23 protein-coding genes, 1 tRNA gene and 1 other RNA gene are annotated in these 24967 nt (G+C 72.9%); 17 read left to right on the forward strand and 8 right to left on the reverse strand.

Translation table 11 applies throughout. The annotated features are described in order from the left end of the window. Positions 1-23 precede the first annotated feature (23 nt). Together V2S66_RS22050 and V2S66_RS22055 are read right to left on the reverse strand one after the other, a co-directional pair. The gene (locus V2S66_RS22050) at positions 24-1028 is read right to left on the reverse strand and encodes a DUF2637 domain-containing protein (protein ID WP_330797650.1); all 1005 of its coding nucleotides are present in this window, start codon (positions 1026-1028) and stop codon (positions 24-26) included. A gap of 351 nt (positions 1029-1379) precedes the next feature. Further along, entirely contained in the window at positions 1380-2651 is a 1272-nt protein-coding gene (locus V2S66_RS22055; RefSeq protein WP_413966458.1) for a DUF3631 domain-containing protein, read from the reverse strand. Positions 2652-3083: 432 nt separating this feature from the next. Between V2S66_RS22055 and V2S66_RS22060 the strand changes: the two genes are divergently transcribed. The 3 genes from V2S66_RS22060 (at position 3084) to V2S66_RS22070 (ending at position 5363) form a co-directional block, all read left to right on the forward strand. After that, positions 3084-3602, forward strand: a complete 519-nt coding sequence (locus V2S66_RS22060) for a helix-turn-helix domain-containing protein (protein WP_330797652.1) — start codon at positions 3084-3086, stop codon at positions 3600-3602. A gap of 212 nt (positions 3603-3814) precedes the next feature. Next, on the forward strand, positions 3815-4123 hold the full coding sequence (locus V2S66_RS22065; protein ID WP_330797653.1) for a helix-turn-helix domain-containing protein: 309 nt from the start codon (positions 3815-3817) through the stop codon (positions 4121-4123). A gap of 10 nt (positions 4124-4133) precedes the next feature. Continuing rightward, on the forward strand, positions 4134-5363 hold the full coding sequence (locus tag V2S66_RS22070; protein ID WP_330797654.1) for a tyrosine-type recombinase/integrase: 1230 nt from the start codon (positions 4134-4136) through the stop codon (positions 5361-5363). Between the two features lie 31 nt (positions 5364-5394). Here V2S66_RS22070 and V2S66_RS22075 read toward each other — a convergent pair whose 3' ends face one another. Both V2S66_RS22075 and V2S66_RS22080 read right to left on the reverse strand, forming a co-directional pair. Continuing rightward, on the reverse strand, positions 5395-6420 hold the full coding sequence (locus tag V2S66_RS22075) for a restriction endonuclease (protein ID WP_330797655.1): 1026 nt from the start codon (positions 6418-6420) through the stop codon (positions 5395-5397). A gap of 146 nt (positions 6421-6566) precedes the next feature. Next, positions 6567-6654: transfer RNA gene (locus tag V2S66_RS22080), tRNA-Ser, on the reverse strand. 72 nt (positions 6655-6726) lie between these two features. Between V2S66_RS22080 and ffs the strand changes: the two genes are divergently transcribed. From ffs to V2S66_RS22125, 9 genes are all read left to right on the forward strand, one after another. After that, positions 6727-6823, forward strand: an RNA gene (gene ffs, locus V2S66_RS22085) — signal recognition particle sRNA small type. 91 nt (positions 6824-6914) lie between these two features. Then, positions 6915-9386, forward strand: a complete 2472-nt coding sequence (locus V2S66_RS22090) for a DNA polymerase III subunit gamma and tau (RefSeq protein ID WP_330797656.1) — start codon at positions 6915-6917, stop codon at positions 9384-9386. Positions 9387-9640: 254 nt separating this feature from the next. After that, positions 9641-9973, forward strand: a complete 333-nt coding sequence (locus V2S66_RS22095; protein WP_330797657.1) for a YbaB/EbfC family nucleoid-associated protein — start codon at positions 9641-9643, stop codon at positions 9971-9973. 25 nt (positions 9974-9998) lie between these two features. Next, positions 9999-10598 carry a recombination mediator RecR gene (gene recR / locus V2S66_RS22100; RefSeq protein WP_330797658.1) on the forward strand — a complete coding sequence of 200 codons (600 nt, stop codon included), beginning with the start codon at positions 9999-10001 and terminating at the stop codon, positions 10596-10598. Next, positions 10591-11289 (forward strand): DUF5063 domain-containing protein, encoded by a 699-nt coding sequence (locus tag V2S66_RS22105; RefSeq protein ID WP_330797659.1) that lies wholly within the window; start codon positions 10591-10593, stop codon positions 11287-11289. Before recR ends, V2S66_RS22105 begins: the two co-directional genes overlap by 8 nt. A gap of 248 nt (positions 11290-11537) precedes the next feature. After that, complete coding sequence (locus V2S66_RS22110) at positions 11538-12812, forward strand: aspartate kinase (protein WP_330797661.1); 1275 nt, start codon at positions 11538-11540, stop codon at positions 12810-12812. 338 nt (positions 12813-13150) lie between these two features. Then, the gene (locus tag V2S66_RS22115) at positions 13151-13774 is read left to right on the forward strand and encodes a SigE family RNA polymerase sigma factor (protein WP_330797811.1); all 624 of its coding nucleotides are present in this window, start codon (positions 13151-13153) and stop codon (positions 13772-13774) included. Continuing rightward, positions 13771-14955 (forward strand): hypothetical protein, encoded by a 1185-nt coding sequence (locus V2S66_RS22120; RefSeq protein ID WP_330797662.1) that lies wholly within the window; start codon positions 13771-13773, stop codon positions 14953-14955. The genes V2S66_RS22115 and V2S66_RS22120 overlap by 4 nt, the downstream gene beginning before the upstream one ends. Positions 14956-15051: 96 nt before the next feature. Next, entirely contained in the window at positions 15052-15960 is a 909-nt protein-coding gene (locus V2S66_RS22125; RefSeq protein ID WP_330797664.1) for an SURF1 family protein, read from the forward strand. Between the two features lie 105 nt (positions 15961-16065). Here V2S66_RS22125 and V2S66_RS22130 read toward each other — a convergent pair whose 3' ends face one another. The 4 genes from V2S66_RS22130 to V2S66_RS22145 all read right to left on the reverse strand — a co-directional run bounded on the left by V2S66_RS22130 (position 16066) and on the right by V2S66_RS22145 (position 20187). Then, the gene (locus tag V2S66_RS22130; RefSeq protein ID WP_330797666.1) at positions 16066-17874 is read right to left on the reverse strand and encodes a S9 family peptidase; all 1809 of its coding nucleotides are present in this window, start codon (positions 17872-17874) and stop codon (positions 16066-16068) included. 217 nt (positions 17875-18091) lie between these two features. Beyond that, positions 18092-18550 carry a universal stress protein gene (locus V2S66_RS22135; RefSeq protein WP_330797812.1) on the reverse strand — a complete coding sequence of 153 codons (459 nt, stop codon included), beginning with the start codon at positions 18548-18550 and terminating at the stop codon, positions 18092-18094. 313 nt (positions 18551-18863) lie between these two features. Then, positions 18864-19424, reverse strand: a complete 561-nt coding sequence (locus tag V2S66_RS22140; RefSeq protein ID WP_330797814.1) for a TetR/AcrR family transcriptional regulator — start codon at positions 19422-19424, stop codon at positions 18864-18866. Positions 19425-19497: 73 nt separating this feature from the next. Then, positions 19498-20187 carry a GNAT family N-acetyltransferase gene (locus V2S66_RS22145; RefSeq protein ID WP_330797668.1) on the reverse strand — a complete coding sequence of 230 codons (690 nt, stop codon included), beginning with the start codon at positions 20185-20187 and terminating at the stop codon, positions 19498-19500. Between the two features lie 82 nt (positions 20188-20269). Here V2S66_RS22145 and V2S66_RS22150 point away from each other — a divergent pair, with 82 nt between their 5' ends. The 5 genes from V2S66_RS22150 to V2S66_RS22170 all read left to right on the forward strand — a co-directional run bounded on the left by V2S66_RS22150 (position 20270) and on the right by V2S66_RS22170 (position 24911). Next, on the forward strand, positions 20270-21304 hold the full coding sequence (locus V2S66_RS22150) for an NAD(P)-dependent oxidoreductase (RefSeq protein WP_330797669.1): 1035 nt from the start codon (positions 20270-20272) through the stop codon (positions 21302-21304). A gap of 81 nt (positions 21305-21385) precedes the next feature. Beyond that, a complete protein-coding gene (locus V2S66_RS22155) occupies positions 21386-22072 on the forward strand; it encodes a GNAT family N-acetyltransferase (protein ID WP_330797671.1) in 687 nt (228 codons plus the stop codon). Between the two features lie 4 nt (positions 22073-22076). Beyond that, complete coding sequence (locus V2S66_RS22160; RefSeq protein ID WP_330797673.1) at positions 22077-22433, forward strand: hypothetical protein; 357 nt, start codon at positions 22077-22079, stop codon at positions 22431-22433. A gap of 73 nt (positions 22434-22506) precedes the next feature. Further along, entirely contained in the window at positions 22507-23745 is a 1239-nt protein-coding gene (locus tag V2S66_RS22165; RefSeq protein WP_330797675.1) for a damage-control phosphatase ARMT1 family protein, read from the forward strand. 176 nt (positions 23746-23921) lie between these two features. After that, on the forward strand, positions 23922-24911 hold the full coding sequence (locus V2S66_RS22170; protein ID WP_330797676.1) for a DUF5996 family protein: 990 nt from the start codon (positions 23922-23924) through the stop codon (positions 24909-24911). Positions 24912-24967 lie beyond the last annotated feature (56 nt).

Here is a 24967-nt window from a genome sequence, read left to right on the forward strand (position 1 = left end):
GGGTTGTGGTGGTCCGGATGGGTTCAGGTCTGGTCAGCGAGTGGCTGTTGTTCGTCCGGCCGGTCGGGGTGCTGGCGGGGCTGGGCTGCGGTGCGGGCCAGGGTGATGGCCTCGGTGAGGCGGTTGGTTCCGGCGCCCAGTTCGGCTTCGATCACGGCTGCGCGGGCGCTGTCGCGTGTGATCGAGTCGGGGTCCGGGTGGGCGGCTGCGATCACCTCGGCCAGTTGCTCCAGCGTCGCCATCGGGGGCCGCCCGCCCTGCCGCTGGGGGCGCGGTACGGAATCCCCGTCCCGGTCCCCATCTGTGTCTTCGGGCTCGTCCTGCGGTGTTCCGGCCGGTGCTGTGCTTCCCGCGGCGCTGTCCTGATCGACGTCTCCGGTATTCCGGCTGGCCGCCGTATCCACGTCGGCGGTCTGCGCGGGCGGGGCCTGCCGGGGCTCCGGCGGGTCGTACGGCTCGAGGTGCTTCGGTACCTGGTGAGCGGGCGGAGGGGGCGTTGCGTCGGCCTGGTGGCGCTGGTACGGAACCGGTGGGGTGGTTCCGTACGCCGGGGTGTGGGCGGGGGCGGTGCCGCCGCCGTAGCGGGTGATCAGGATGTGGAGGTGGGTGGCACCGGCCAGGGCGAGGGGTGCGATGGCGGACAGGATGGTGACGGTGGTGTCGCCGAGGTGGAGGGCGACGGTGCCGGGCTGGTTGAGGTCGAGGGCGTGCAGGCCGTTGGCCCAGATGCTGGCGGCGGTGGCGGTGATGAAAAGGGACCAGGCGTACAGGCGGGCGGGCAGCGGGGCTGCGCGCAGGACGAGCAGTGCGCGTACGCCGTAGGCGATGAAGCCGTCGATCACGATGGGGAAGAGGTAGGTCAGTTGGGGGCGGACGTGGACGGCGGTGGCCATCTGCCGCAGCGCGTCGAAGGACAGGGCGCAACCGGCGAAGCCGAGCAGGATGATCGCGAGCCGGTCCCACCAGGTGGCTCGGTGGGGGCCGGCCTGCCCTGTCGGATCGGCGGTGGGTATGGCGGTGTCGGGCATGGTGAAGGTGTCCTTGCGGGGGAGGTGTGTGGGGTGGGTGCGGTGTGCCGTCTTTGCCGTCTTGCCGTTGCAACCGCAGGTCAGGGGCGGTACGGCAAGCGGCGCGGCTGCCGTCCGGGACGGCACGCGGACGCGACCGGAGGAGCCGGTGGCTCGGTGCGTGCGGGTGTCTGCCGGGGCGCTGGGACGGATCGTCATCCGTCTTGGGACGGATAGCCGTCCCGCCTTCGGGGCCTGTGAGCTGCGGTTTTGCGGCTGGGACGGCTGGGACGGCAGAAGACGGGTGTGCGGCTCGGGCCGGTCCCTGCCGCTCGCGCGGTGGTCGCGCGGGTGGCAGGGACCGGTGGCCGGTCAGCCCGCGTCGGCCTGCGGGGCGCCGACGGGGTGGACGCCGGGGCAGTAGCGCTTCCAGGCGTCGGTGAACTTGCCGCGCGTGTAGCCCTTGCGCTGGATCTCGCCCACGCGCACGTTGCCCGAGCTGATGCCGTACTCGCGCAGCATCGCGCCGAGGCCGCGCGGTGTCAGGCCGCCGCGTCCGTACTCGGCCCAGGGCGCCTCGGGGTCACCGTTCAGCGCGTACAGGATCTCGTCGGTGCTCAGGTGCTCCTGCTCTCCCTTGGCGTGGAAGATCCGCCTTATGTCGGCGAGGATTCGGGCGTTGCTGGGGAGGGCCTGCTCCGCTTCGGCTTCGGCCGCGACCATGCGGGCGCAGGCGTGCCGGGCGCGGTCGGGCCAGGGGCCGCCTGCGAGGTCGGCGACGATCACCAGGGGTTCCCAGGTGTCGGCGGCGCGGTCCTCGACCGGCATGGACGGCTCCAGGAGGAGGGCCTGCTCGGTCAGGGAGGCTGCCCACTGGGCGAGGCGGGCGCGAAGTTCGTGCAGGGCGGGGCTGTCGCGCTTGGTGCGGTAGGGGCTGACGCGCTCGCCTGCGGCGCGGCGGCGCATCCGGACCACAATCGAGCGGTCCATGATCGTGTCGGGGAGGTCGCCGATTCCTGCGAGCGCGGCCATGGCGAAGGTGTGGAAGCGGTGCGGGGTGTGGTCGTTGCCGACCACGCGCAGGACGTAGCGGTCGCGCTGGTGCCCGGCGTTGAGCAGGCCGCGCATCTCCTCGTTCTTCTCGGCCACTTTCGGGCTGCCGAAGATGGTGTCGGCTTCGTCCACGAGCAGGGTCGGGGGCTCCTCGGTGATGGAGCGGAAGATGGCGGCTGCGGTGGAGTTGACCGTGATGACGGGGTTGTGGACGGTCTCGGTCAGGATGTCCAGGAGGCGGGACTTGCCGCAGCGCTTCGCGGGGCCGACCACGGCCAGGCGCGGGGCGTGCTGCCAGGAGGGCTGCAGGTGGGTCGCGGCGGCCCACAGCACGACGGCGTCCAGCGCCTCCTCGCTGGGCAGGATCACGAACCGGGCGATCTGTGTCCGTAGCCGCCTGAGCAGTTCGTCGCCCTCGGTTGGCGGTGCGTCGGGTATCTCCGGCGGGCTGGTCGGCTCGTCCGGCTCGTCCGGCTGGTCCTGTGCGGGTGCCTGCACGGGGGCGGGGAGCGGGGATGCGGTGTCGGGGTGGGGTGGCCGGTGCCCGCTGCCTGGCTGTGCGACGGTTGGCCAGGTGCTGGCCGGTGGGATGGGGCTTGGGGCTGCGGGGCCGTGGCTGGAGGCAGTATCCTCGTTCACGGAGACTCCTTGCTCGGCGGGTTCCGGGGGGCAACCCGGTCCGCCGTTGGCTGACTGTCCTGGGATGGGCGGTGGCGTGGTTTCCGTCAAGCCCCCGGTGTTGGTAGCGCCGGGGGCTTTGTGCTGTACGGCGCCAGTCTCGACCGGCGCTCAACCTCCTCCAGGTTGGGATCTCAATGCGGGATTAGAACATTCATATCACGGGCACGCGCCACCAGTCAAGCGTTTCTGGCATTATCAGAGCATGCGATTCCAGCATGTTGCCTGGTCCAACGATGTCACGATTGCGTAACGAAGTGCTCAACCGCTTGCAGCATGGGTTCTTCATGCGATATCGTTTTGGTCTATCCCGGCGCGTCGAGACCGGGTCGAAGGGAGGTCGACATGTCCAGTCCGGACGCGCACCGCTACACGCCCCTTGAGGGCGAGGCCCTGATCACGCACAACATGAAGGTCCTGCGCAAAGCCGCACGCCTGTCACAGGAAGACCTGGCCGAGCGCATGACCCAGCTCGGGTTCAAGTTCCACCAGACCCAGATCGCCAAGATCGAGAACGGCACCCGCCTGCTGCGCTTCGACGAAGTCGTCGCCCTGGCCAAGGCCCTCAACGTCCCCGCCGCCCACTTCATGACCGAGGCCGTCGCCGGCCCCGACGAGCCGGACTACGAACTGCAAGAGGCCGGCTACCGCGTCCAGAAGGCCGAGCAGGAGTGGAAGGCCGCCCACGACATCGAGCAGGGCGCCAGAGCCCGGCTCGAAGAGGCCGAGCGCGAGTACGACGAGATCGCCGAGCGCCTCGCAGCCCAAGGCGTGAACGTCGGCCAGGACACCGGACCCGAGTGGTACCCGGCTCCCAACTCGACTTGGGATCCACTGCGTAAGGGACCGTCCGACGGCCAGTAGGGGGTCTCCTCCCACTGCCACAACCCCACACGGCTGTCCAGGCGCGCCCACCCAGGCCATCAGCCGCTTCCCACCGGCCCAGCCTCGCCACACCCGCACTGGTCCTCGGCGCTACCAACGCCGAGGACCAGGCACGCGGGATTGCTTCATCCACCGCCCATCCCACCAGTCAGCACGGCAGCGCGTTGCCCCGCGCCGCCGAGAGGAACCCCATGCCTGCAACACCCGCGCTCATTGCCTTGCTCGCGGACGCACTCGGCGTCAGCGAGCAAGACCTTCGGCACGCCCTCCACGCCAGCACATCGACCGCGTACGACCCCACGCTAGTCGCGCTCACCGTCGAGGAAGCCGCCCGGCGCCTGAGCGTCGGCCGGACCACCATGTACGCGCTCCTCGCCTCCGGTGAGATCCCGTCCGTGACCATAGGCCGCCTGCGCCGTATCCCTGCCGAGGCGCTGAACGAGTACGTCGCCGCCCGTTCCACGCAGCCCGCCCGTTCGACCGTCGCCCTCGCGGCTTGAGGGGGCTGTCATGACCAAGTCCCGACAGCCCAACGGCGCCTCATCCATCTACCTCGGCAAGGACGGCAACTGGCACGGCTACGTCACCGTCGGCGTCAAGGACAACGGCAAGCCCGACCGCCGCCACGTCAAGCGCAAGACCCGCGCCGACACCACCAAGGCCGTCCGCGCCCTGGAAAAGGAGCGCGACGCGGGCCGTGTCCGCAAGGCCGGCCAGACCTGGACGGTCGAGTCCTGGCTGACCCACTGGGTCGAGAACATCGCCGCCCTGCACGTCTCCGAGAACACCATCGACGGCTACCGCGTCGCCGTCTACCACCACCTCATACCCGGCCTCGGCGCCCACCGCCTGGCGAAGCTCGAGCCCGAGCACCTGGAGCGCTTCTACAAGAAGATGCAGGACAACGGCAGTTCGGCCGGAACCGCCCACCAGACCCACCGCACCGTGCGCGCCGCCCTCAACGAGGCCAGGCGCCGCCGCCACCTCACCGAGAACCCGGCCACCATCGCCAAGCCTCCACGCCTGGAAGAGGAAGAGGTCGCGCCCTACACGATCGAGGAGGTCCAGCTCCTGCTGGAGGTGGCCAACCGCCAGCGGAACGCGGCGCGATGGGTCATCGCCCTGGCCCTGGGCCTCCGGCAGGGCGAGGTGCTCGGGCTCAAGTGGACAGACGTCGACTTCGACCTCGGGGTGCTGGTCGTCCATCGGGGACGGCTGCGACCCCGGTACCAGCACGGCTGCGGCGACACGTGCGGGCGCAAGCCCGGGTACTGCCCACAGAAGGTCAACATCCGCTGCGAGACCAAGGACACCAAGTCCCGCGCCGGACGGCGCCCCATCGGGGTTCCCGACGAGCTGATGAAGCTCCTCGCGCAGCACCGCGACGAGCAGGATCGCGAACGCCGCCACGCACGCGACCTGTGGGTCGAGAAGGGATACGTCTTCACCTCACCGACCGGCGAGCCGCTCAACCCCAACACCGACCACCACAAATGGAAGGAACTGCTGGCGGCCGCCGGGCTGCGGGACGGCCGACTGCATGACGCCCGTCACACAGCAGGCACCATCCTGCTGATCCTCGGCGTCTCCGACACCATCGTGGACTCGATCATGGGCTGGGAACCCGGCCAATCGGCTCGCATGCGCCGCCGCTACCAGCACCTGACCAGCCGCGTCCTCCGGGACACCGCTGACAAGGTCGGTGGCCTGCTGTGGTCCTCTTCTGGCATGGGTTCGTAGCACCCGCGATCGCGCAGTCTCGACGGCCCGGTCAAGTGTTTTCGGGCCGTCGAGGCAGCCAGAGGCCGCTGCCCGGACTGCGCATCTGTGTCAGCCATTGCAGCAGCGTGTCCCTGTTTACTTCGTCGATCGGGTAGCCCCGGCCGGTCACTGTTGATCTAGCTCCGGGGGACCAGGACGAGGTCGTAGCGACCATGCCCTTCTGTGCTCCCTCAAACATGACATCTGCGGCCAATGCCTTCACAACGACGAGATCGACTCGCTGATGTGTGCGCTTGCACTGGACCAGGAGAACCGCAGGAGCACCGTCGGGCGCTGCCGGATCCCAGGCACGGACATCAACACCCCCATCTGCTCGCCCGGGTCCTAGTTCGACCTTCATCCCCTCCCGGCGCAGCCTTTCAGCTACGAGCCCTTCGAACTGGCGCCAGTGCATGCGTGAGAGCTCAGCGGCATTGGCGTCAAGGTAGTCAACGAATCTCTGGTCGAAGAACAAGCCGAGCGGGAGGGGAAGCGACTCTGAAGCGAACAGCTCGCGTAGCTCGATCCTGGAGTCGTAGGACACGCGGCGGATTCGTGACCAGGGGCTGGAAGTCACCCGGGCATTGATCTGGGACATGAGTCGAGCTGTCACCTCAACGCCGCGCCGACCCCAGTGCTGAGCAACCTCCGTCACCAACTTGGTTGGATCGAGGGCGTCCTCGCGCTCATTCAGAGGAAGCGACGTGAGCCTGGGCAGGACGTAGTCGACTACTTCCAGGAACCCATCAAAGTCGGAGAACTCTCGGGACAGCGGCAAGATCGTCAGTGGCGAGGCCGCGACGCCCGCAGCGTCCGGATCGCCATAAGCCGCGAGCAAGGTTTGAGCGAGTCGCTCCAGCGCCTCCGGCCGATACCGGTAAGTGGCTTCAAGATCGTCAGGCCATAGCTCGGCCATGCCGTGCTGGCGAACGCTCTGCTCTAGCTGCTCCTCGGTCACGCTGAGGCCTAGCTTGAAACCCACCAACTCTGCCATCGACTCCACCACGTCGCGGCCGGTGGTCCAGATGCCGCTCATGACTCCCTCATCCCGGCGGTAACAGCCATCAGTTAGTCAGGCGCAAGGGCGCTGGTGGGTCGAACTGCAACCCAAACTGCAACCCTCGACGTCGAAGGGCCCCACCGCGGACGGTGGGGCCCTTCGAGTCGTGCCCGGTGAGGCACTGGCGGAGGATACGAGATTCGAACTCGTGAGGGGTTGCCCCCAACACGCTTTCCAAGCGTGCGCCCTAGGCCACTAGGCGAATCCTCCGTGGGGAACAGTACAAGATGCAGGGGGGTGGGTGCGAACTCGATGTCGGGTGATCGGATCGGGTAGGGTGGGCGCAGCCCCTCACGTGGCGCTATCTCGCTGAACTCCCCCAGGGCCGGAAGGCAGCAAGGGTAGGTGGGCTCTGGCGGGTGCGTGAGGGGTCTTCGCTTGCCCGGAGAGGCGCGTGGCTGCCCGGGGGCCGGGGGTGGGCCGGGCGGGAGTGGGGCGCGTTGTCGGTGCGCCCGGATAACCTCGTAGGCGTGTCCCTCGCTCTGTACCGCCGCTACCGCCCCGAGACCTTCGCCGAGGTCATCGGGCAGGAGCACGTCACCGACCCGCTGCAGCAGGCGCTGCGGAACAACCGGGTCAATCACGCGTACCTGTTCAGCGGGCCGCGGGGGTGCGGGAAGACGACGAGCGCCCGGATCCTGGCCCGCTGCCTGAACTGCGAGCAGGGGCCGACGCCCACGCCCTGCGGTGAGTGCCAGTCCTGCCTGGACCTCGCCAGGAACGGGCCGGGGTCGATCGACGTCATCGAGATCGACGCGGCCTCCCACGGCGGTGTGGACGACGCCCGCGACCTGCGGGAGAAGGCGTTCTTCGGGCCGGCGGGCAGCCGCTACAAGATCTACATCATCGACGAGGCCCACATGGTCACCTCCGCGGGCTTCAACGCCCTGCTGAAGGTGGTCGAAGAGCCTCCGGAGCACCTGAAGTTCATCTTCGCCACGACCGAGCCCGAGAAGGTCATCGGCACCATCCGGTCCCGCACCCACCACTACCCCTTCCGCCTGGTGCCGCCCGGCACCCTGCGCGACCACCTCGCCGAGGTGTGCGTGCGCGAGGCGATCCCGGTCGAGGACGGCGTGTATCCGCTGGTGGTACGGGCCGGCGCCGGTTCGGTGCGCGACTCGATGTCGGTCATGGACCAGCTGCTGGCCGGTGCCGACGCCGGCGGTGTGACGTACGCCATGGCGACCGCCCTGCTCGGGTACACCGACGCCGCGCTGCTCGACGACGTGGTGGACGGCTTCGCCGCCGGGGACGGCGCGGCGGTCTTCGAGATCGTCGACCGCGTGGTGGAAGGGGGGCACGACCCGCGACGGTTCGTCGCCGACCTGCTGGAACGCCTCCGCGACCTGGTGATCCTCGCCGCCGTGCCGGACGCGGTCGACAAGGGGCTGATCGACGCGCCGCGCGACGTGCTGGAGCGGATGCAGGCCCAGGCCTCCGTCCTGGGCGCCGCGGAGCTGAGCCGCGCCGCCGACCTGGTCAACACCGGCTTGACGGAGATGCGCGGCGCCACCTCCCCGCGCCTCCAGCTGGAGCTGATCTGCGCCCGTGTGCTGCTGCCCGCGGCCTACGAGGACGAGCGGTCGCTGCAGGCCCGGCTGGAACGGCTCGAACGCGGCATCGCCTCCGGTGCGATCGCGGTGACCGCGCCCGCAGCCGTTCCCTCCGGCAGCCACGCCGCCGACCTCACCGGCGGCAGCCAGACCGGCGCCCCCGGCGGGCCCGGGGGAGCGGCCGCCGCACGCGCCGCGATGGGCCGTACCCCCCCGGAACCTGCGGGCCGCGCCCCCGCCGCGCCTCCGCACGCCGCGCCCCCGGCGGCCCAGCCGCCCGCCGCCCAGCCGCCCGCTGTCCAGCCCCCGGCGGCAGCCGCACCGTACGAGCCCGCGCCCGCCGCGGCGGAGCCGCCCGCCGCCCGCCCCGGAGCATGGCCGACCACAGCCGGTACGACCGCCGGTGCGACCGGCGGTACGGGCCAGCCCCCCGCCCCGCGCCCCGGCGCCTGGCCCACCACGGCCGGCCAGGACCGCACCCCCGCGCCGGCCCAGCAGCAGCACGCCCAGCAGAACCCGCGACAGCAGCAGTCACCGCCCGCTGTGCCCTCCGCCCCCGGCGGCGGAACCGGCCCAGGCGCCGCCCCGCTCGGCGACCCCTCCCGGGTCCGCCAGATGTGGCCGAACATCCTGGAGGCGGTCAAGAACCGCCGCCGCCTGACCTGGATGCTGCTGTCGAACAACGCGCAGGTCTCCGGTTTCGACGGCGAGACCCTGCAGATCGGCTTCGACAACCCGGGTGCCCGCAACAGCTTCGCCAACAACGGCAGCGAGGACGTGCTGAAGCAGGCGATCAACGACGCCCTCGGTGTGCAGTGGAAGATCGAGGCGATCGTCGACCCCTCGGGCGGCGGCCAGTCCGGCGGTCAGGGCCCAGGCCCCTCCGGCGGCTACGGGGGCGGCGGCTTCGGCAGCGGCGGCGGCTCCTCGCGCCCGCCGCAGGGCGGTCCCGGCCCGGGCGCCGCTCCCGCCCCGACCGGCGGGCAGCCGGGCGGCGCGGCCCCGAGCCCGTACGGCTCCACGGCCGGCGGCCCCGCCCAGCAGGGCGGTCCGGGGGGCATCCCCGGCGGTCAGGGCGGCGGCGGCGCGGCCCCGGCCATGTCCTCGGCGTCCGCATCGTCCCCCGGCTCCGGGTCCGGCTCCAGCTCCAGCTCGGCGGCCGCCACCGCGCGGGCCCAGGCCGCCGCGGGCCGGGCCGCCGCACCTCCCGCGCAGCGCGGCGAGCCGTACGGCGGGATGCCGCCCGCCATGGAGGAGCCGCCGCCGCTGGAGGACGACATCCCGGAGGACGACGACCCCGAGCTGGTCGACTCCGCACCGAGTGGTCACGACATGTTCATCCGGGAGCTGGGCGCGACTGTGATCGAGGAGATCAACCACGGTTGACGTGATGTTCCACGTGGAACATCGCCTGGTCGGCGGCCCTGCGGCGGCCCTGCCCCGGCCCTGCCCTGGCCCTGCGGCGGCTCGGTGCCGCCCCGAGCCCGACCCGCGGCGCCTGGCGCGCCACGCCGTCATCCCCCGGGCGCAGCGTACGCCGCGCCGATCCTCCGTACGGCGTAGCGCGATCCGCCGTACGAGCACGTAGGCTCGCCCTGTCACAAGAAAATGCGGCACGGCACAGGCAGGAGCGATTTCCCGTGATCCCCGGTGATCAGCCGAACATGCAGGCGCTGCTCCAGCAGGCGCAGAAGATGCAGCAGGACCTCGCCGCAGCTCAGCAGGAGCTGGCGGAGGCCGACGTCGAGGGCTCGGCCGGTGGTGGCCTGGTCGCGGCGACGGTGAGCGGCGCCGGCGAGCTGCGTGCGCTGGTGATCGACCCCAAGGCGGTCGACCCGGACGACACGGAGACGCTCGCCGACCTCGTGGTGGCCGCCGTGCACAACGCGAACGAGGCCGCCCAGCAGCTCCAGCAGGCCAAACTGGGCCCGCTCGCACAGGGCCTCGGCGGTATGCCGGGCCTTCCGTTCTGAGGAATCCGAGGAAAGGGCCGCAGGCGTGTACGAAGGCGTGGTGCAGGACCTGATCGACGAGCTGGGCAGGCTGCCCGGCGTGGGTCCCAAGAGCGCGCAGCGGATCGCCTTCCACATCCTGCAGGCCGATCCGGCGGATGTGCGCCGGCTCGCGCACGTGCTGACGGAGGTCAAGGCGAAGGTCCGCTTCTGCGTGGTGTGCGGGAACGTGGCGCAGGACGAGCAGTGCCGGGTCTGCCGCGACCCGCGCCGGGACCCCGCGGTGATCTGCGTGGTCGAGGAGCCCAAGGACGTCGTGGCGGTCGAGCGGACCCGCGAGTTCCGCGGCAGGTACCACGTGCTGGGCGGGGCGATCAGCCCGATCGAGGGCGTCGGCCCCGATGACCTGCGGATAAGGGAACTCCTCACCCGCCTTGCGGACGGCACCGTCACCGAGCTGATCCTGGCGACGGACCCGAACCTGGAGGGCGAGGCGACGGCCACCTATCTGGCCCGGATGGTGAAGCCGATGGGGCTGCGGGTGACGCGGCTGGCGAGCGGGTTGCCGGTGGGCGGCGACCTGGAGTACGCGGACGAGGTCACGCTGGGGCGGGCCTTCGAAGGGAGGCGGTTGCTGGATGTCTGAGACCGTGGTGAACAAGAAGCAGGCCAAGAAGACCGCGGCGCCGGCCGAGGCGCCCGTCGCCCAGGAGCCGGACGAGTTCGCGGTGCAGATCGCGGACCAGATCGAGAGCTTCGTGCTGTCGGTGCGCGAGGTGGCCAAGGGCGACGACCCGGACAGCGCGGTGCCGTATCTGCTGCTGGAGGTCTCGCAGCTGCTGCTCGCGGGCGGCCGGCTGGGGGCCCACGAGGACTTCGTCCCGGACGAGCGGTACGAGCCGGACGCCGGCCCGGAGCCGGACGAGGACGACCTGCGGCAGCGGCTCGCATCGCTGCTGGAGCCGATCGACGTGTACTCCGAGGTGTTCGACCCGTACGTGCCGAGGTCGACGCCGGTGGCGTGCCGGATCTCGGACGACCTGGCGGACGTGGTGGCCGATCTCGCGCACGGGATCGCGCACTTCAGGGCCGGGCGGGTGTCGGAGGCGCTGTGGTGGTGGCAGTTCTCCTACCTGTCCAACTGGGGGGCGACCGCGAGCGCGTCGCTGCGCGCGCTGCAGTCGCTCGTGGCGCACGTACGGCTGGACAGCCCGCTGGACGAGCTGGACGGGCTGGACACCGGCAACGACGACGGCGACGAGGAGCAGTTGGCGCGCGAGGCCGGCCGGGTCATGGAAGCGGAGCTGGGGCCGATGGGACTGCGCCGCCGCCGCTGAGCAGTGGGCCGCTGAGCAGTCGGCCGCTGAGCCGGTGGCGCTGAGCCGCCTCCGCTGGAGCCGTGGTCACGGCGCCGCCCACCGGCGCCGCGCACCCCTGCGGCCTGCCAGGGCCGCCCACCGGCGCCGCCCGCCACCCTCCGGACCAGGTGCTGAACGTCCCGTCTCACCATGCGATACGTGCGGGGCGCAGCCGTCCTGCTCGTTAAACTGGGCTGATCGCATTCACCCCTGAGCGAGGAGCGCACGTGGGCCTTGTCGTGCAGAAGTACGGCGGCTCCTCCGTCGCCGATGCCGAAGGCATCAAGCGGGTCGCCCGAAGGATCGTCGACACCAAGAAGTCCGGCCACCAGGTCGTCGTCGTGGTGTCCGCGATGGGCGACACGACGGACGAGCTCATCGATCTCGCGGAGCAGGTGTCGCCGATCCCGGCGGGCCGCGAGTTCGACATGCTGCTGACCGCAGGAGAGCGGATCTCCATGGCGCTGCTGGCCATGGCGATCAAAAGCCTCGGCCACGAGGCGCAGTCGTTCACGGGCAGCCAGGCCGGTGTGATCACCGACTCGGTGCACAACAAGGCGCGGATCATCGATGTGACGCCGGGCCGTATCCGTACCGCGCTCGACGAGGGCAACATCGCGATCGTCGCCGGCTTCCAGGGTGTGTCGCAGGACAAGAAGGACATCACCACGCTGGGCCGGGGCGGGTCCGACACCACCGCGGTGGCGCTGGCCGCCGCGCTGGACGCGGAGGTCTGCGAGATCTACACGGACGTCGACGGGGTCTTCACCGCCGACCCGCGGGTGGTCAAGAAGGCCCGCAAGATGGACTGGATCGCCTTCGAGGACATGCTGGAGCTGGCCAGTTCCGGTTCCAAGGTGCTGCTGCACCGGTGCGTCGAGTACGCCCGCCGCTACAACATCCCGATCCACGTACGGTCCTCGTTCTCCGGACTTCCGGGCACCTGGGTCAGCAACGAACCACCGCAAGGGGAGAAGCCGATGGAGCAGGCGATCATCTCCGGTGTCTCGCACGACACCTCCGAGGCGAAGATCACAGTCGTCGGCGTGCCGGACAAGCCGGGCGAGGCGGCGATCATCTTCCGGGCCATCGCGGACGCCGAGATCAACATCGACATGGTCGTGCAGAACGTGTCGGCCGCGGCCACCGGGCTCACCGACATCTCCTTCACGCTGCCGAAGACCGAGGGCCACCGGGCGATGGAGGCCCTCTCCAAGGCGCAGACGGTGATCGCTTTCGACTCGCTGCGGTACGACGACCAGATCGGCAAGATCTCGCTGGTCGGAGCGGGCATGAAGACCAACCCGGGGGTCACCGCGACCTTCTTCGAGGCGCTCTCCAACGCCGGCGTGAACATCGAGCTGATCTCGACCTCCGAGATCCGGATCTCGGTGGTCACGCGGGTCGACGACGTCAAGCCGGCGGTGCAGGCCGTCCACTCGGCGTTCGGCCTGGACAGCGACAGCGACGAGGCCGTGGTCTACGGCGGCACCGGCCGCTGACGAGCCGCCGAAAGGCCGCCGACCGGGCGATCTGGTCTGGACCACTTGATCCGGATCGCCCGCGCGTTGGACAATCTCCTCCCCCGTGGCTGCAACCGACGGCCGCGGGGGAGCGTCTTTGTGTCAGCGCACTGCCCTAAGGTGCTGCACACCGCACGTGAACCGGGGGGGCGTCGGTGTCGATGGGGCGTTGAGGAAGAGCTGGTACGCATGGGGATACGTGGCTCGGTGCCAGGCGAAATGTCGTGCGCGTACAACCCTGGCGGGGGGAAGTGCGTCCAACTGACGTGGCGGAGGCACTGGGTATCGAGACGGCATTCGGCGGGCGGGGCGGCACGATCGCGCCCCCGCGCGTCCGGCGTGTGCGCACGGCCGACGGCCCAGCGGGCGGTGTCCCGGTGATCGCGCCCTGGCCGGTACGAGTGACCACCCCCATCGAGAGTCGGGACGCTGACACAGCAATGGCTGTCGGTACCACGGTCGATCACCTCACCGAGACGTACCGGGCGCACTACCGCTCCCTACTGGGCCTCGCCGCGCTGCTGCTGGACGACACGGCCTCCTGCGAGGACGTTGTCCAGGAGGCGTTCATCCGGGTGCACTCGGCGCGCAGCCGGGTCCGCGACCCCGAGAAGACCCTCGCCTACCTGCGCCAGACCGTCGTGAACCTGTCCCGCTCCGCGCTGCGCCGCCGGATACTCGGCCTCAAGCTGCTCTCCAAGCCGATGCCCGACATGGCGAGCGCCGAGGAAGGCGCGTACGAGATCCTGGAGCGCGACCAGCTCAAGACGGCGATGCGCGCGCTGCAGCGCCGCCAGCGCGAGGTCCTCGTGCTGCGCTACTTCGCCGACATGACCGAGGCCCAGGTCGCCGAGACCCTCGGCATCTCGCTGGGCTCGGTGAAGGCGTACGGTTCGCGTGGCCTCGCGGCGCTCCGCGTCGCGATGGAGGCGACGACATGAGTACCCCCGAAAGCCCCCGCACCCCCGACGACACACCCGGCATGGATCAGCAGAACTCTTCCCCTTCCACCGATGTCCCGGCCGAGACCCCCTCAGGGTCCTCCTCCGGCTCCTCTGGCTTCTCCGGCTTCTCCGGCGTTCCGACGCCGGGCGAGCCGCTGTACGGCGAGAGCGCCGACGAGGAGGCGCTGCGCACGCTGATGCGCGGTGCGGTGCAGGACCTGCAGGGCTCGCCCGACGCGCTGGACCACCTGCGGCGTGCCATTCCGGTACGCCGCCAGCGCCGCCGGCAGGCGATGGTCGGCGCGGCCGCCACCCTGGTCCTCGCGGCCATGGCGATCCCCGCGCTGGTGCACGCGGCGTCCGACGGCGGCGGCAGCGCGGCGGCTCCGGCCGGTGTCGCCAGCTCGCCCACCCCGCGGCCCGGCGAGGACGGGCACACCCGACCCCCGGGCGGCCCCTCCGGCCAGATCACCGCGGGCCCCGGCGGCGCCCCCAGGGAGCAGCACCCGACGGTCGGCCCCGGAGGCCCGGCCTCCGCGACCCCGACGCCGTCCGGCACCGGCTCGCCCGCCCCCGACTGTTCGAGCGACCAGCTCGGCCAGGGCGCGAGCAACGCCGACGCCCCGGACGCCGCCGGCCGCGTCTACGGCTGGTTCCGCGTCGCCAACGTCTCCGACGCTCCCTGCACGGTGCCCAGCGGCGGCCTGGTCCAGGCCGTGGCGCAGGGCTCCGCCGACGCCTCGCGGATCCAGGTCGTGGGCCACACCGCGGGCGACCCGGCCGCGGACCTCCCGGCCGGAGCGGACGGCCCGGTCGTCCTCGCCCCGGGCCAGGAGTACGAGGTCGCCTTCGCCTGGGTGCCGGCCGGCGACGGCCCCGGCGGCTGCCCCGTGCCGACCACGCCGCCGGCGAGCCCGACGCCCACCGCGACCGACACCAGCGGCGTGGGCGGCGCCGACGCGGGCACCGGCAGCTCCGGCAGCGAAGCGGCGAGCGGCGCGGACGCCCCGCAGTCCGGCAGCGACCCCACCACCCCGCCGCCGGGCAGCGTCGCCCTGAACCACACGCCGGCCGCGGGCGCGCCCGTGGTCGACGGCCCGGTCATCCAGGACGCCTGCGCCGGAACCGTCTACACCACCTCGGCGATCCCGCAGTCCGACGGCACACCCACGCCGTAGCGCCCCGCCCTGCCCCCGTCCGTCCCTGCCCCCGCCGAGCGCCGCCGTCCTGGGGCCGGGTGCGGGGGCGGCGAACGGCCCCCGTACCGTTGAGGCGTGTACCGGTTCCTGCTCACCCCCCGCTGGCTCACGGTCAGCGTGCTCGCACTGCTCGCCGTGCCGTTCTGCGTGTTCATGGGCAGCTGGCAGCTGAGCCGGTTCCACGTGCGGGTCGACCAGCACCGGACCGCGGAGCACGACCAGAGCAGGGCCGCGACCGAGGCGCCGGTGCCGCTGCGCACGGTGCTGCCGAACCCGGCCGCCCAGATCCCCGACGACGGCTCGGGACGCCTGGTCGACGCCACCGGCAGCTACGACACCGGCCACCAGTTCCTGATCCCCGGCCGCGCCCTGGACGGGCACGACGGCTTCTACGTGCTCACCCCGCTGCGGATCGGCGGCGGCGCCGCGCTGCCCGTCGTGCGCGGCTGGCTGTCGGGCGACGCCTCGGCCGCCGCGCGGGCCGGTTCGGTGCCGGCCGCGCCCACCGGGTCGGTCACGGTCACCGGGGCCGTGCAGTACCCGGAGACCGCCGATACCAGCGGCGTCGACTCCAGGGGCGGGCTGCCCACCGGGCAGCTCGGCATGATCAGTGCGGCGTCTCTCGTGAACGTCCTCCCTTATCCGGTCTACAGCGGCGGCTGGATCACCGCCACGCACCCCGTGGCGCCGCTGAAGGCGGTGCCGGCAGCGGCGGCGCCCAACAGCGGCCTCGACATCAAGGCGTTCCAGAACCTCGGCTACACCGGGCAGTGGTTCGTCTTCGCGGGCTTCGTGGTCTTCATGTGGTTCAGGCTGGTGCGGCGCGAGGGCGAGGCACGGGCCGACGCCGCGCTCGGCCTCATGCCGGACGAGGACGACGACCAGGGCGAGCGCGACTCCGGGGACGGCGCCGCCCAGGCGGACCCGGACGCGAGGGTCCCCGAGGGCGACCGGGAGCAGGCCGCCCCGGCGTCCGCGAGCTGACCGCGGGCCGGAGGCCGGAGCGGTCCGACCTCGCCACCCCCTGCTCTCCGGGGGTGGCCCCGGGCCGGGCGCCTGCCCGGGGCCACTCCTGCGCCGTCTGCGGCGTCAGCCGCCCACGTGCCGCAGCGCGAAGGCGAGTTCCAGCCGGACCTGCTTGATCCGCTCCTCCACCACGAGCGAGCCGTGTCCCGCGTCGTACCGGTACACCTCGTGCGGCTTGTCCAGGGCCCGCAGCTGCTCGACGTAGTTGTCGATCTGGCGTATCGGGCAGCGCGGGTCGTTCGTCCCCGCGCTGATGTAGACCGGGGCGGTGACCCGGCCGACGTAACTCAGCGGGGAGGACGCCTCGTACCGTTCGGGGACCTCCTGCGGGGACCCGCCGAAGAACGTCCGGTCGAGGGCCTTGAGGGCCTCCATCTCGTCGGCGTAGGCCGCCGGGTAGTCCGCGACGGGGACCGCGGCTATGCCCACCGTCCACGCCTCCGGCTGGGTGCCCAGACCGAGCAGGGTCAGGTAGCCGCCCCACGAGCCGCCGGTCAGCACCAGCCGGGCCGGGTCGGCCAGACCCGAGGTGACCGCCCACGCGCGCACAGCCCCGATGTCCTCCAGCTCGATCAGGCCGACCCGGTGCTTGAGGGCGTCCGTCCACTCCCTGCCGTACCCGGTCGAGCCCCGGTAGTTGACCCGGACGACCGCGAAGCCGTGGTCGAGCCAGGCGGCCGGTCCCGCGGCGAAGGCGTCCGAGTCGTGCCAGGTCGGGCCGCCGTGGATCTCGAACACCGTCGGCCAGGGGCCGGGGCCGCCCGGGGCGGGCCGCTGGACCAGCGCGTGGATGCGGCCGCCGGGGCCGTCCACCCAGACGTCCTCCACCGGCACCGAGTCCGGCGCCCGCAGACCGGGGGCCTCCAGCACCGTGACGCCCGCCGTGGAGCGGACCGCGGGCGGCAGCTCGGCCGACGACCACAGATACTCGACCGTGCCGTCCGGCCGGGCCGACGCCCCGCTGACCGAACCCGGCGGGGTCTCCAGCGGCGTCATCGCGCCGCTCGCCAGGTCGAGGCGGAACATCTCGCTGCGGGCGTGGAAGTCGTGCACCACCAGCAGCGCGGAGCCGTCCGGATACCACTCGGCGTGCACGTCGCCCGGCAGGTCGATGCCGAGGTCGCTCTCCTCGCCGGTGACGGTGTCCCAGATCATCGGCAGCCAGCGGTCGGCCCGCTGGTGGCCCACCAGCAGCCGGGGGTCGCCGGGCACGGGCGCGAACCCGAGGCAGTCCAGGCCCAGCTCGCGGGTGCCGCCCTCGGTGTCGTCCAGCTCGGCGACCGTCGAGCCGTCGGACACCCGCACCACGCGCAGCGCGCTGTGCATCGCGTCGCCGTGCTCAGTGTGCTCGATGACGACGAGGGTGCCGTCCTCCGACAGGTCGCCGACGCCACCGGACTCCGGGTGCCGGTAGATCTCGTACGGCGCGCCGTCCGGGCGCACGACGTGCACCGAGGTGCCGTCCTCGTCCGTGGAGCGGCCGATCACCGCGACCCCGCCGACGCCGAGCGCCAGTCCGGCCGGATAGGAGGGAGCGAGCCCCGGCGCGGCCGGTATGTCCTCGCCGCCGCCGAACGGCTGCTTCATCCAGACCCCGAACTCGTCGCCGTCGGTGTCCGAGAACCACCACACCCACTCGCCGTCGCGGCTGAGGGCGCCTTCCGTCGTGCCGTTCGGCCGGTCGGTGGCCTGGCGGCGTCCGCCCGTCGCGCGGTCCCACGCGTACAGCTCGTAGGTGCCGGTCACATTCGACACGAACAGGCTGCGGTCCGGTGCGTCCTCCGCCCACTCGGGCAGTCCCACACGCGGCGCCCGGAACCGCTTCTCCCACTCCGGCATGGACCCGCTCGTGGATCCGGTGATCTCGTTCATGCACCCATGATGCTCCGCCGCACGCACATTCGGTGAGGGGGTCTGCGCAGCCTGTGGACAACCTCACGAACGCGCAGGTCACGGCCGGGTGCCGGAAGGCCGGAAAGCGACCTTGCGGCCGCCGAAAGCCGCCCGAACCGGCCGGAACCCGCCGGTCCCCTCACCGCGGAGCCGGCCCGTCCGGTCCTGCCGGAACGGTCCCGTCCGGCGTCGCGCGCTACTCCTGCCCCGCCTCGGCCTGCTCGGCCGCGCCCCGCACCACCACGACCGGGCAGGACGCGTGCAGGGTCACCGTGTGGCTGACCGAGCCGAGCAGCGCGGCCCGGAAGGTGCCGAGGCCGCGCACGCCGACCACGATCAGCTCCGCGCCCTGCCCGCGGTCGAGGAGTGCCTGCGCCGGGTGGCCCATCACCACGACCTGGCTGACGGTCCCCACCTGCTCGGCGGGCAGCGCGGCGACGAGCGCGTCGTTCAGCGCCTGCGTGGCGGGCTCCTCCAGGTCGAAGTCCTGGGGGCGGCCGGGCAGCCCGGCCCACCCGTAGGCGCCGGGCGCCTCCCAGGCCATCACCGCCTCCAGCGTGGCGCCGGTCAGGGTGGCCTGGCGTCCTGCCCAGCGCAGCGCTTCGAGCGACGGCTCCGAGCCGTCCACGCCGACCACGATCCGGCGGCCTTCCAACGCCGCCTCGCCGGTCGGCGCCGCGGAGGGGGAGTCGGCGCGCTCGGCCCCGGACGCGCGCTCCGGCCGGCGCCGGGGCCCGGACTGCGGTTCGGGCTGCGGTTCGGGCTCGGGCTCGGCAATCGGCTCGACCATGGCCGTCTCTCCTTTCGCCGCGCGCGTGCGCGTGCGCGGGCCCGCGCACGGCCAGCGGCCGCACGACTCACGACTCACGATAGGGACAAAAGCCACGCCGTGCGCGTGCGCGCGATGAGGAGGGGGCGCAGGAGGGCAGCCGAGCAGGGCAACCCAGGAGGGGTGGCCCGGACGCCGCTCAGGCGGTCCGCACGCAGCCGTCGAGCATCGGGCCGAGTTCGGCGGTGACGGTGGTCAGCGCGCGCACGTCCTGCTCCGCGCGCGCGATGAGGATCGCGCCCTCCAGCGTGCTGATCATGAGCGTCGCCAGCGCCGGGGCCTGGGCGGCCGGGACGCCCATGGCGGTGAGGGCCGCCGCGACCGGGCCGCTCCAGGTCGTGAAGGCGGCGGCCGCCGCCTCGCGGGTGGAGGCGACGGACTGCGCGCAGTCCACGGTCGCCGCGGCCACCGGGCAGCCCGCGCCGTACCCCAGGGCCAGGTACTCGTCCGACCACTGGCGGACCATCGCGGCGAACAGGCCGCCCGGCGTCGGCGCGTCCATGGCGGCCATGAACCGGGCGACGCGCTTGCCCGCGTACCGGCCAGCCCAGGCCACAGCCTCGTTGACCAGCTGTTCCTTGCCGCCGGGGAAGTAGTGCTGGAGCGAACCGCGCGGCGCCTGGGCGTGGGCCGCGACCTCGCGCATGCCGGTCGCGGCGACGCCGTCGCGCCGGATGAGCTGCGCGGCGCTGAAGACCATGCGCTCACGCGGGCCGTACGCGCGCGGGCGCGGGCTGCCGGAAGGGTCGGGCCGGCCGGGCGCCGCGCCCTCCTCAGGTGTCGTCATCGGGTGCCTCGTCATCGGGTGCCTTCCCACGGGTGCCGCGTCGGTCGGCGGTCGGGCGCAGCCTATAGACGGCGGTGAGGCTGTCGCCTGTCCGGTCGTACGTGACCGCCGGCGGCGCGCCGGGCGCGGGGGACGCCGCCGGTACCAGGCCCAGGCGCCCGGCCATCGCCCGCAGCAGCGCGGCTCTGGCGGGCAGCACGCAGGCCGCGACCCGCTCGACGCCGCGGGCGCGGGCCCGGTCGAGCAGCGCGGCCGTCATCGCGGCGCCGGCGCCCCGCCGCTGCCAGGCGTCGCTCACCAGGACGCCGAGTTCGGCGGTGAGCGGGTACGAGCCGGGGTCGGTGGCCAGGCTGGCGAGGCCGACCGGGCCTACGGGGTGCGGGCCGGTGGTTGCGTACCGGCCGTCGTGGGGCCGCGGGTACGCGACCAGCGCGTCGTGGACGTCGGGCCGCCCGGCGAGCAGTTCGGCCGCGTACTCCGGCGGCAGCGTCCGGGGCGCCCCGAAGAAGCGGAGCCGGACGGTCTGCGCGGAGCAGTCCGCGAACAGGGCGTCGAGGACCGGCCGGTCGTCCGGGCCGACGGGAACGAGGCGCCACGGGCCGCCGGCTGCGGCGGAGAGGGCCGCCGCCCCCTCTATGACAGTCGTTATAGCTCCCAGTATTATGACGGGCGTCATAGACGGCAAGGCCGCCGCACGAGAGGCGCGGCCGAAGGGGGCAGCGAGCGTGCACACGGGCAGGCGCAGGGGCGGGGACAGCATGAGTGACGACATCGGCCGCGGCGTCGGCTTCCTCGGCCTCGGCGTGATGGGCGCACCCATGGCGCTCAACCTCGCGCGGGCCGGCACGCCCCTCACCGTCTGGAACCGCACCCCCTCCCGCAGCGAGCCGCTGCGCGCGGCCGGCGCCCGGGTCGCCGCCACCCCCGCCGAGGTCTTCCGCCGCTCCCGGACCGTCTTCCTGATGCTGGCCGACGGCGAGGCCATCGACGCCGTGCTCCACCGGCCGCGCAACGGTGCCCAGCCCGCGCCCACCGCCCGCAGCGCGTCAGGCGACGCCGGCCCGGGCGGGTTTACCGCGTACGTCCGCGACCGCACGGTCGTCCACATGGGCACCACCGCGCCGGGCTACTCGTGTGCGCTCGAAGCGGACGTCCGCGCGGCGGGCGGGACGTACGTCGAGTGCCCGGTCAGCGGCTCGCGCGGGCCGGCGGAGGCGGGCCGGCTCGTGGCGATGCTCGCCGGGCCGCCGGACGCCGTCGAGGAGGTGCGCGAGCTGCTGGCGCCCATGTGCGGCGACGCCTTCGTCTGCGGTCCCGCCGCGCCCGACGCGCTGCTGATGAAGCTCGCGGTGAACCTCTTCCTGATCACGATGGTCACCGGCCTCACGGAGGCGTTCCACTTCGCCGACCGGCACGGCCTTGACCGCGAGCGCTTCCTCGCCGTCCTGGACGCGGGGCCGATGGCGAGCGGCGTCTCCCGGATGAAGTCACCCAAGCTGCGCGACGGCGACTTCGCCGTGCAGGCCGCCGCACTGGACGTGCTGAAGAACAACCGCCTGATCGCGGAGGCCGCGCGCGACGCCTCACTCGCGTCCCCGCTGCTCGACGTGTGCCACGCGCTCTTCGCCGAGACGGTGCGCCTCGGGCTCGGCGACGCCGACATGGTCGCCGTGCTGCGCGCCATCGAGGCGCGGACGGACCGGCCGCAGGAACCGCCGCGGGACGATCCCGCGGGGGAGGGTCTCGCCCGGGACGCTCGTACGGGGGACAGTACCGCCGCACCGCACCGGTGACCCTTTCGGCTCATCGCACTAGGCTGCAACCGCCGTATGCGCAAGATCAGTTGACGTGAAGTCGAAGGGCGGGGCGGGCACATGGGTGTGGCGATTCGGAGGGCCGGGGCGGGGGACCGCGACGCGTTGGCGCGGCTGCTGGACGAAGGCTTCCACCACGATCCGGTGAGCAGCTGGATCTTCCCCGACCTGGAGCACCGGCGCAGCCGTCACGGCGTCCTGATGGGCGCGTTCCTGGACTCGGCGCTCGACGAGGGATACGTCGACATGGCCGAGGACGGCTCCGCCGTCGCCCTATGGATGTCGGTTCCGGCCGGCAAACACGACGAGTCCCACGAAACCGGCGTCGCCGCTATAGGCGTCAGCGAGGGTGAGGGTGGGGGCGAGGGAGAGGGCGCGGACGACGGCGCGGAGCCGGACGAGGCCCAGTCGGTCCGCGCGGCGGTCGACCCCGGGAACGAGCGGGTCGAGCAGATCGTCCGCCTCCTCGGCGCGGCGCACCCGGCGGACCGGCCGCACGAGTACCTGATGCTGATCACCGTCTCGTCGGACGTCCGCAGCCAGGGCGTCGGCGCCGCGCTGATCGGATCGGTGCTCGAACGCTGCGACCGCGAGGGTCTGCACGCCTACCTGGAGGCGAGCAGCGAGCGCAGCAGCCACCTCTACGAGCGGCTCGGCTTCGCCTTCACCGGCAGCACGATCGACCTCCCGGACGGACCCCGGATGTGGCCCATGTGGCGCGAGCCGCGCCCGCTCACGGCAGGATGACCGTATGACGAGATTCACGTCCGGCGGCGACGGAAAGCCCTCGCTCTCCCTGTGGTCGAAGGACTCCTTCCTGTCGATCGGCTCGGTGGGGTCCGTACTCTCGATCGGCTCGGTGGGCAGCGTGCTGTCCATCGGCTCGATCGGCTCGTCGCTGTCCGCCGCGTCGATCGGCTCCGCGCAGTCGGTGGTGTCCGTCGGATCGCTCCAGAGCACGGCGTCGGTGCTGTCCGTGCGCGGCGAGCGGGCGTTCCTGGAGGCCGGGCCGTACCGCGCGTTCCGGTCGGCAGGAGCGCTCACCGCCGTCGCCGCCATTGCCGCCGCGACGGCCGCGTACGCCCTCCACGCCCGCGCCCGGCGCTAGCCCCGTGGCCGACGCAGACCGGCCGGCGCAGCCGGCACCGCACCCGGGTTCCGGAGGCGGCGGCGACGCGCCGGTGATCACGAGCGCGGACCCGGACTCGTTCCCGCACAGCGTGCTCGCCGAGCGGCACCCGGCGCTGATCCGGCAGGTCCGCGACGCGTTCCCGTATCCGCCCGACCGCCAGCAGGCCCTGGACGCGCTGGCCGCGGAGACCGCGTGGAGCGCCGCGGGCACCGCCGCCGGGCGGATCGCGCCGCTCCCGGCCGGCGCGCACGACGAGGCCAGGTGGGGGCGGTGGGGCAGGCCGTACGTGGGGCAGTCGTGGTTCGAGGTGCCGTTCCTGTGGGCCGAGAGCTACTTCTACCGGCGGCTGCTCGAAGCGGTCGGCCACTTCGGGCCCGGCCCCTGGCAGGGCGTCGACCCCTTCGCGCCGTTCAAGCGCGCGGAGCTGCGCGGCGCGGCGGTCGCCGAGGAGCTGGCCGCGCTCGACGAGGTGCCCGGGCTGCCGCGCGAGGAGCAGGACCGGGCGGTGCTCGGCGGGGCGCTGTGGGGGAACCGGGCGGACCTGGGCTTCCGCATCTCAGCCGGTGGCGGTACGGACACGGGTGCCGGTACGGGTGGCGAGGGCGGTGGGGGCAGGGGCGCAGGCGAGGACGCCCGGGATGGCGTAATCGTCGACGACGCCGACCGCTTCTGGCGCCACCTGGGGCCGGCCGGCCCCGCGTCCACCCCGAGCGGCGCCACCGCCCTCCACCTCGTCGCCGACAACGCCGGCCGCGAGCTGATCCCCGACCTCATCCTGCTCGACCACCTCCTGACCACCGGCCGCGCCGCGACCGCCGTGCTGCACGTCAAGCCGTACCCGTACTTCGTCTCCGACGCGACGACCGCCGACGTCGTCGACTGCCTGCGGCGCATCACCGAGGCGCCGGGCCGGGCGGGCCGGATCGGCGCGCGGCTGTGGGACGCGATGACGAGCGGCCGGCTGGCCGTACGCGACCACTGGTTCTTCTGCGCGCCGCTGCCCTACGCCGCGATGCCGGACGACCTGCGCGCCGACCTGGCCCAGGCCGCCGTCACGGTGTTCAAGGGCGACCTCAACTACCGCCGCCTGGTGGGCGACCGGCACCACCCGGCCACCACGCCCTTCGCGTCCCTGACGTCCTATGCCCCCAGCCCGCTGCTGGCGCTGCGCACGCTGAAGTCCGACGTGGCGGTCGGCCTCGATCCCGACGTGCTCGCCGATCTCGAACGGGACGGCGGCGCCTGGCGCACCGGCGGAACGCACGCCGTCGTCCAGTTCCGCGCCTGACGCTGCGCCGGCGGTCGGCTGACGCCGGGCTGGCCCTGCGCCGGCCCTGCGCTGGCGCGCAGCCGTGGGGCGGCCGACGATGGGAGGAGGACGCGCGGGACGCGGAGGACACGGGGGAGACGGGGCCGCGGGGCCGAAGGGGGATCCTCGCAGGACCCGAAGACCTGGAGCGCGACGTGGAACTCTTCCCCGACCTGCCGCTGGAGTCCTGGCGGGACACCAAGGAGAGGCTGCACCGCTTCCTGCAGGTGGTCGGCAAGATCCGGCTGGCCGGCAGCCCGCGGCGCAACCACTGGTGGAACGTGCCGTTCCATCTGACCGGGCAGGGCATCACCACCCGCCCGACCGGCCCGCTGCCCGGCGGCGACGCCTTCTGTGTCGACTTCGACTTCGTCGCGCACCGGCTCGCCGTGCGGACGCTCTCCGGCCGCAGCGCGTCCTTCCCGCTCACCGGCCGCTCGGTCGCCGACTTCCAGCGCGACACCCTGGCCGCGCTCGCGGCACTCGGCGTGGACGTCCGGCCCGAGCACCCGTACCCGTACGACCTGCCCGACGCGAAGCGGCCGTTCGCCGAGGACGGCGAGCACCGCGCCTACGACCCGGCGGCGGTCACGCGCTACTGGCAGGTGCTGAGCCAGGTCGGGCTGCTCCTCGAGGAGTACGCGGCCGGCTTCTCCGGCAAGACCAGCCCGGTCCACCACTTCTGGCACACCTTCGACATCGCCGTCACCCGCTTCTCAGGCCGCGAGGTCCCCCCGGCGGACGGCGCGGACCCGGTCACGCGCGAGGCGTACTCGCAGGAGGTGATCAGCGCCGGATTCTGGTTCGGCGACGAGACCGTGCCGGCCCCCGCGTTCTACTCGTACACGGCCCCCGAGCCCGCCGACCTCTCCACCCGCCGGCTGCGCCCCGATGCCGCGCGTTGGTCCCCGGCCCGCGGCAGCCACATCGCCCTCCTGATGTACGCCGACGCCCGCGCCGCCGCCGACCCCTGGTCCACCGTGCTGGACTTCCTCGACTCCGCCTACCACCAGGGCGCGGACCTCGCCGACTGGAACCCGGCCCGGGAGTGCCCCGGCGGCATCACCGACCCGCGACTGCGCGAGCGCGGGGGCGCCGCAGGGACGTCCGGGACGCCCGGGACGTCCGGCACGCCGGGCACGTGAGCCGCTGACGGCCTCACGCCCGCGCGCGTGGACGGGAGCGGGGCCCGGCTCCAGGG

Source organism: Actinacidiphila polyblastidii, assembly GCF_036353415.1.
Lineage (GTDB): Bacteria > Actinomycetota > Actinomycetes > Streptomycetales > Streptomycetaceae > Actinacidiphila > Actinacidiphila polyblastidii.

Coding starts and splice junctions, on each gene's coding strand:
- V2S66_RS22050 (WP_330797650.1), bottom strand. CDS start 1,028: ATGCCCGACACCGCCATACCCACCGCCGATCCGACAGGGCAGGCCGGC.
- V2S66_RS22060 (WP_330797652.1), top strand. CDS start 3,084: ATGTCCAGTCCGGACGCGCACCGCTACACGCCCCTTGAGGGCGAGGCC.
- V2S66_RS22065 (WP_330797653.1), top strand. CDS start 3,815: ATGCCTGCAACACCCGCGCTCATTGCCTTGCTCGCGGACGCACTCGGC.
- V2S66_RS22070 (WP_330797654.1), top strand. CDS start 4,134: ATGACCAAGTCCCGACAGCCCAACGGCGCCTCATCCATCTACCTCGGC.
- V2S66_RS22075 (WP_330797655.1), bottom strand. CDS start 6,420: ATGAGCGGCATCTGGACCACCGGCCGCGACGTGGTGGAGTCGATGGCA.
- V2S66_RS22105 (WP_330797659.1), top strand. CDS start 10,591: ATGTCTGAGACCGTGGTGAACAAGAAGCAGGCCAAGAAGACCGCGGCG.
- V2S66_RS22120 (WP_330797662.1), top strand. CDS start 13,771: ATGAGTACCCCCGAAAGCCCCCGCACCCCCGACGACACACCCGGCATG.
- V2S66_RS22130 (WP_330797666.1), bottom strand. CDS start 17,874: ATGAACGAGATCACCGGATCCACGAGCGGGTCCATGCCGGAGTGGGAG.
- V2S66_RS22140 (WP_330797814.1), bottom strand. CDS start 19,424: ATGGTCTTCAGCGCCGCGCAGCTCATCCGGCGCGACGGCGTCGCCGCG.
- V2S66_RS22145 (WP_330797668.1), bottom strand. CDS start 20,187: ATGACGCCCGTCATAATACTGGGAGCTATAACGACTGTCATAGAGGGG.
- V2S66_RS22150 (WP_330797669.1), top strand. CDS start 20,270: ATGAGTGACGACATCGGCCGCGGCGTCGGCTTCCTCGGCCTCGGCGTG.
- V2S66_RS22155 (WP_330797671.1), top strand. CDS start 21,386: ATGGGTGTGGCGATTCGGAGGGCCGGGGCGGGGGACCGCGACGCGTTG.
- V2S66_RS22160 (WP_330797673.1), top strand. CDS start 22,077: ATGACGAGATTCACGTCCGGCGGCGACGGAAAGCCCTCGCTCTCCCTG.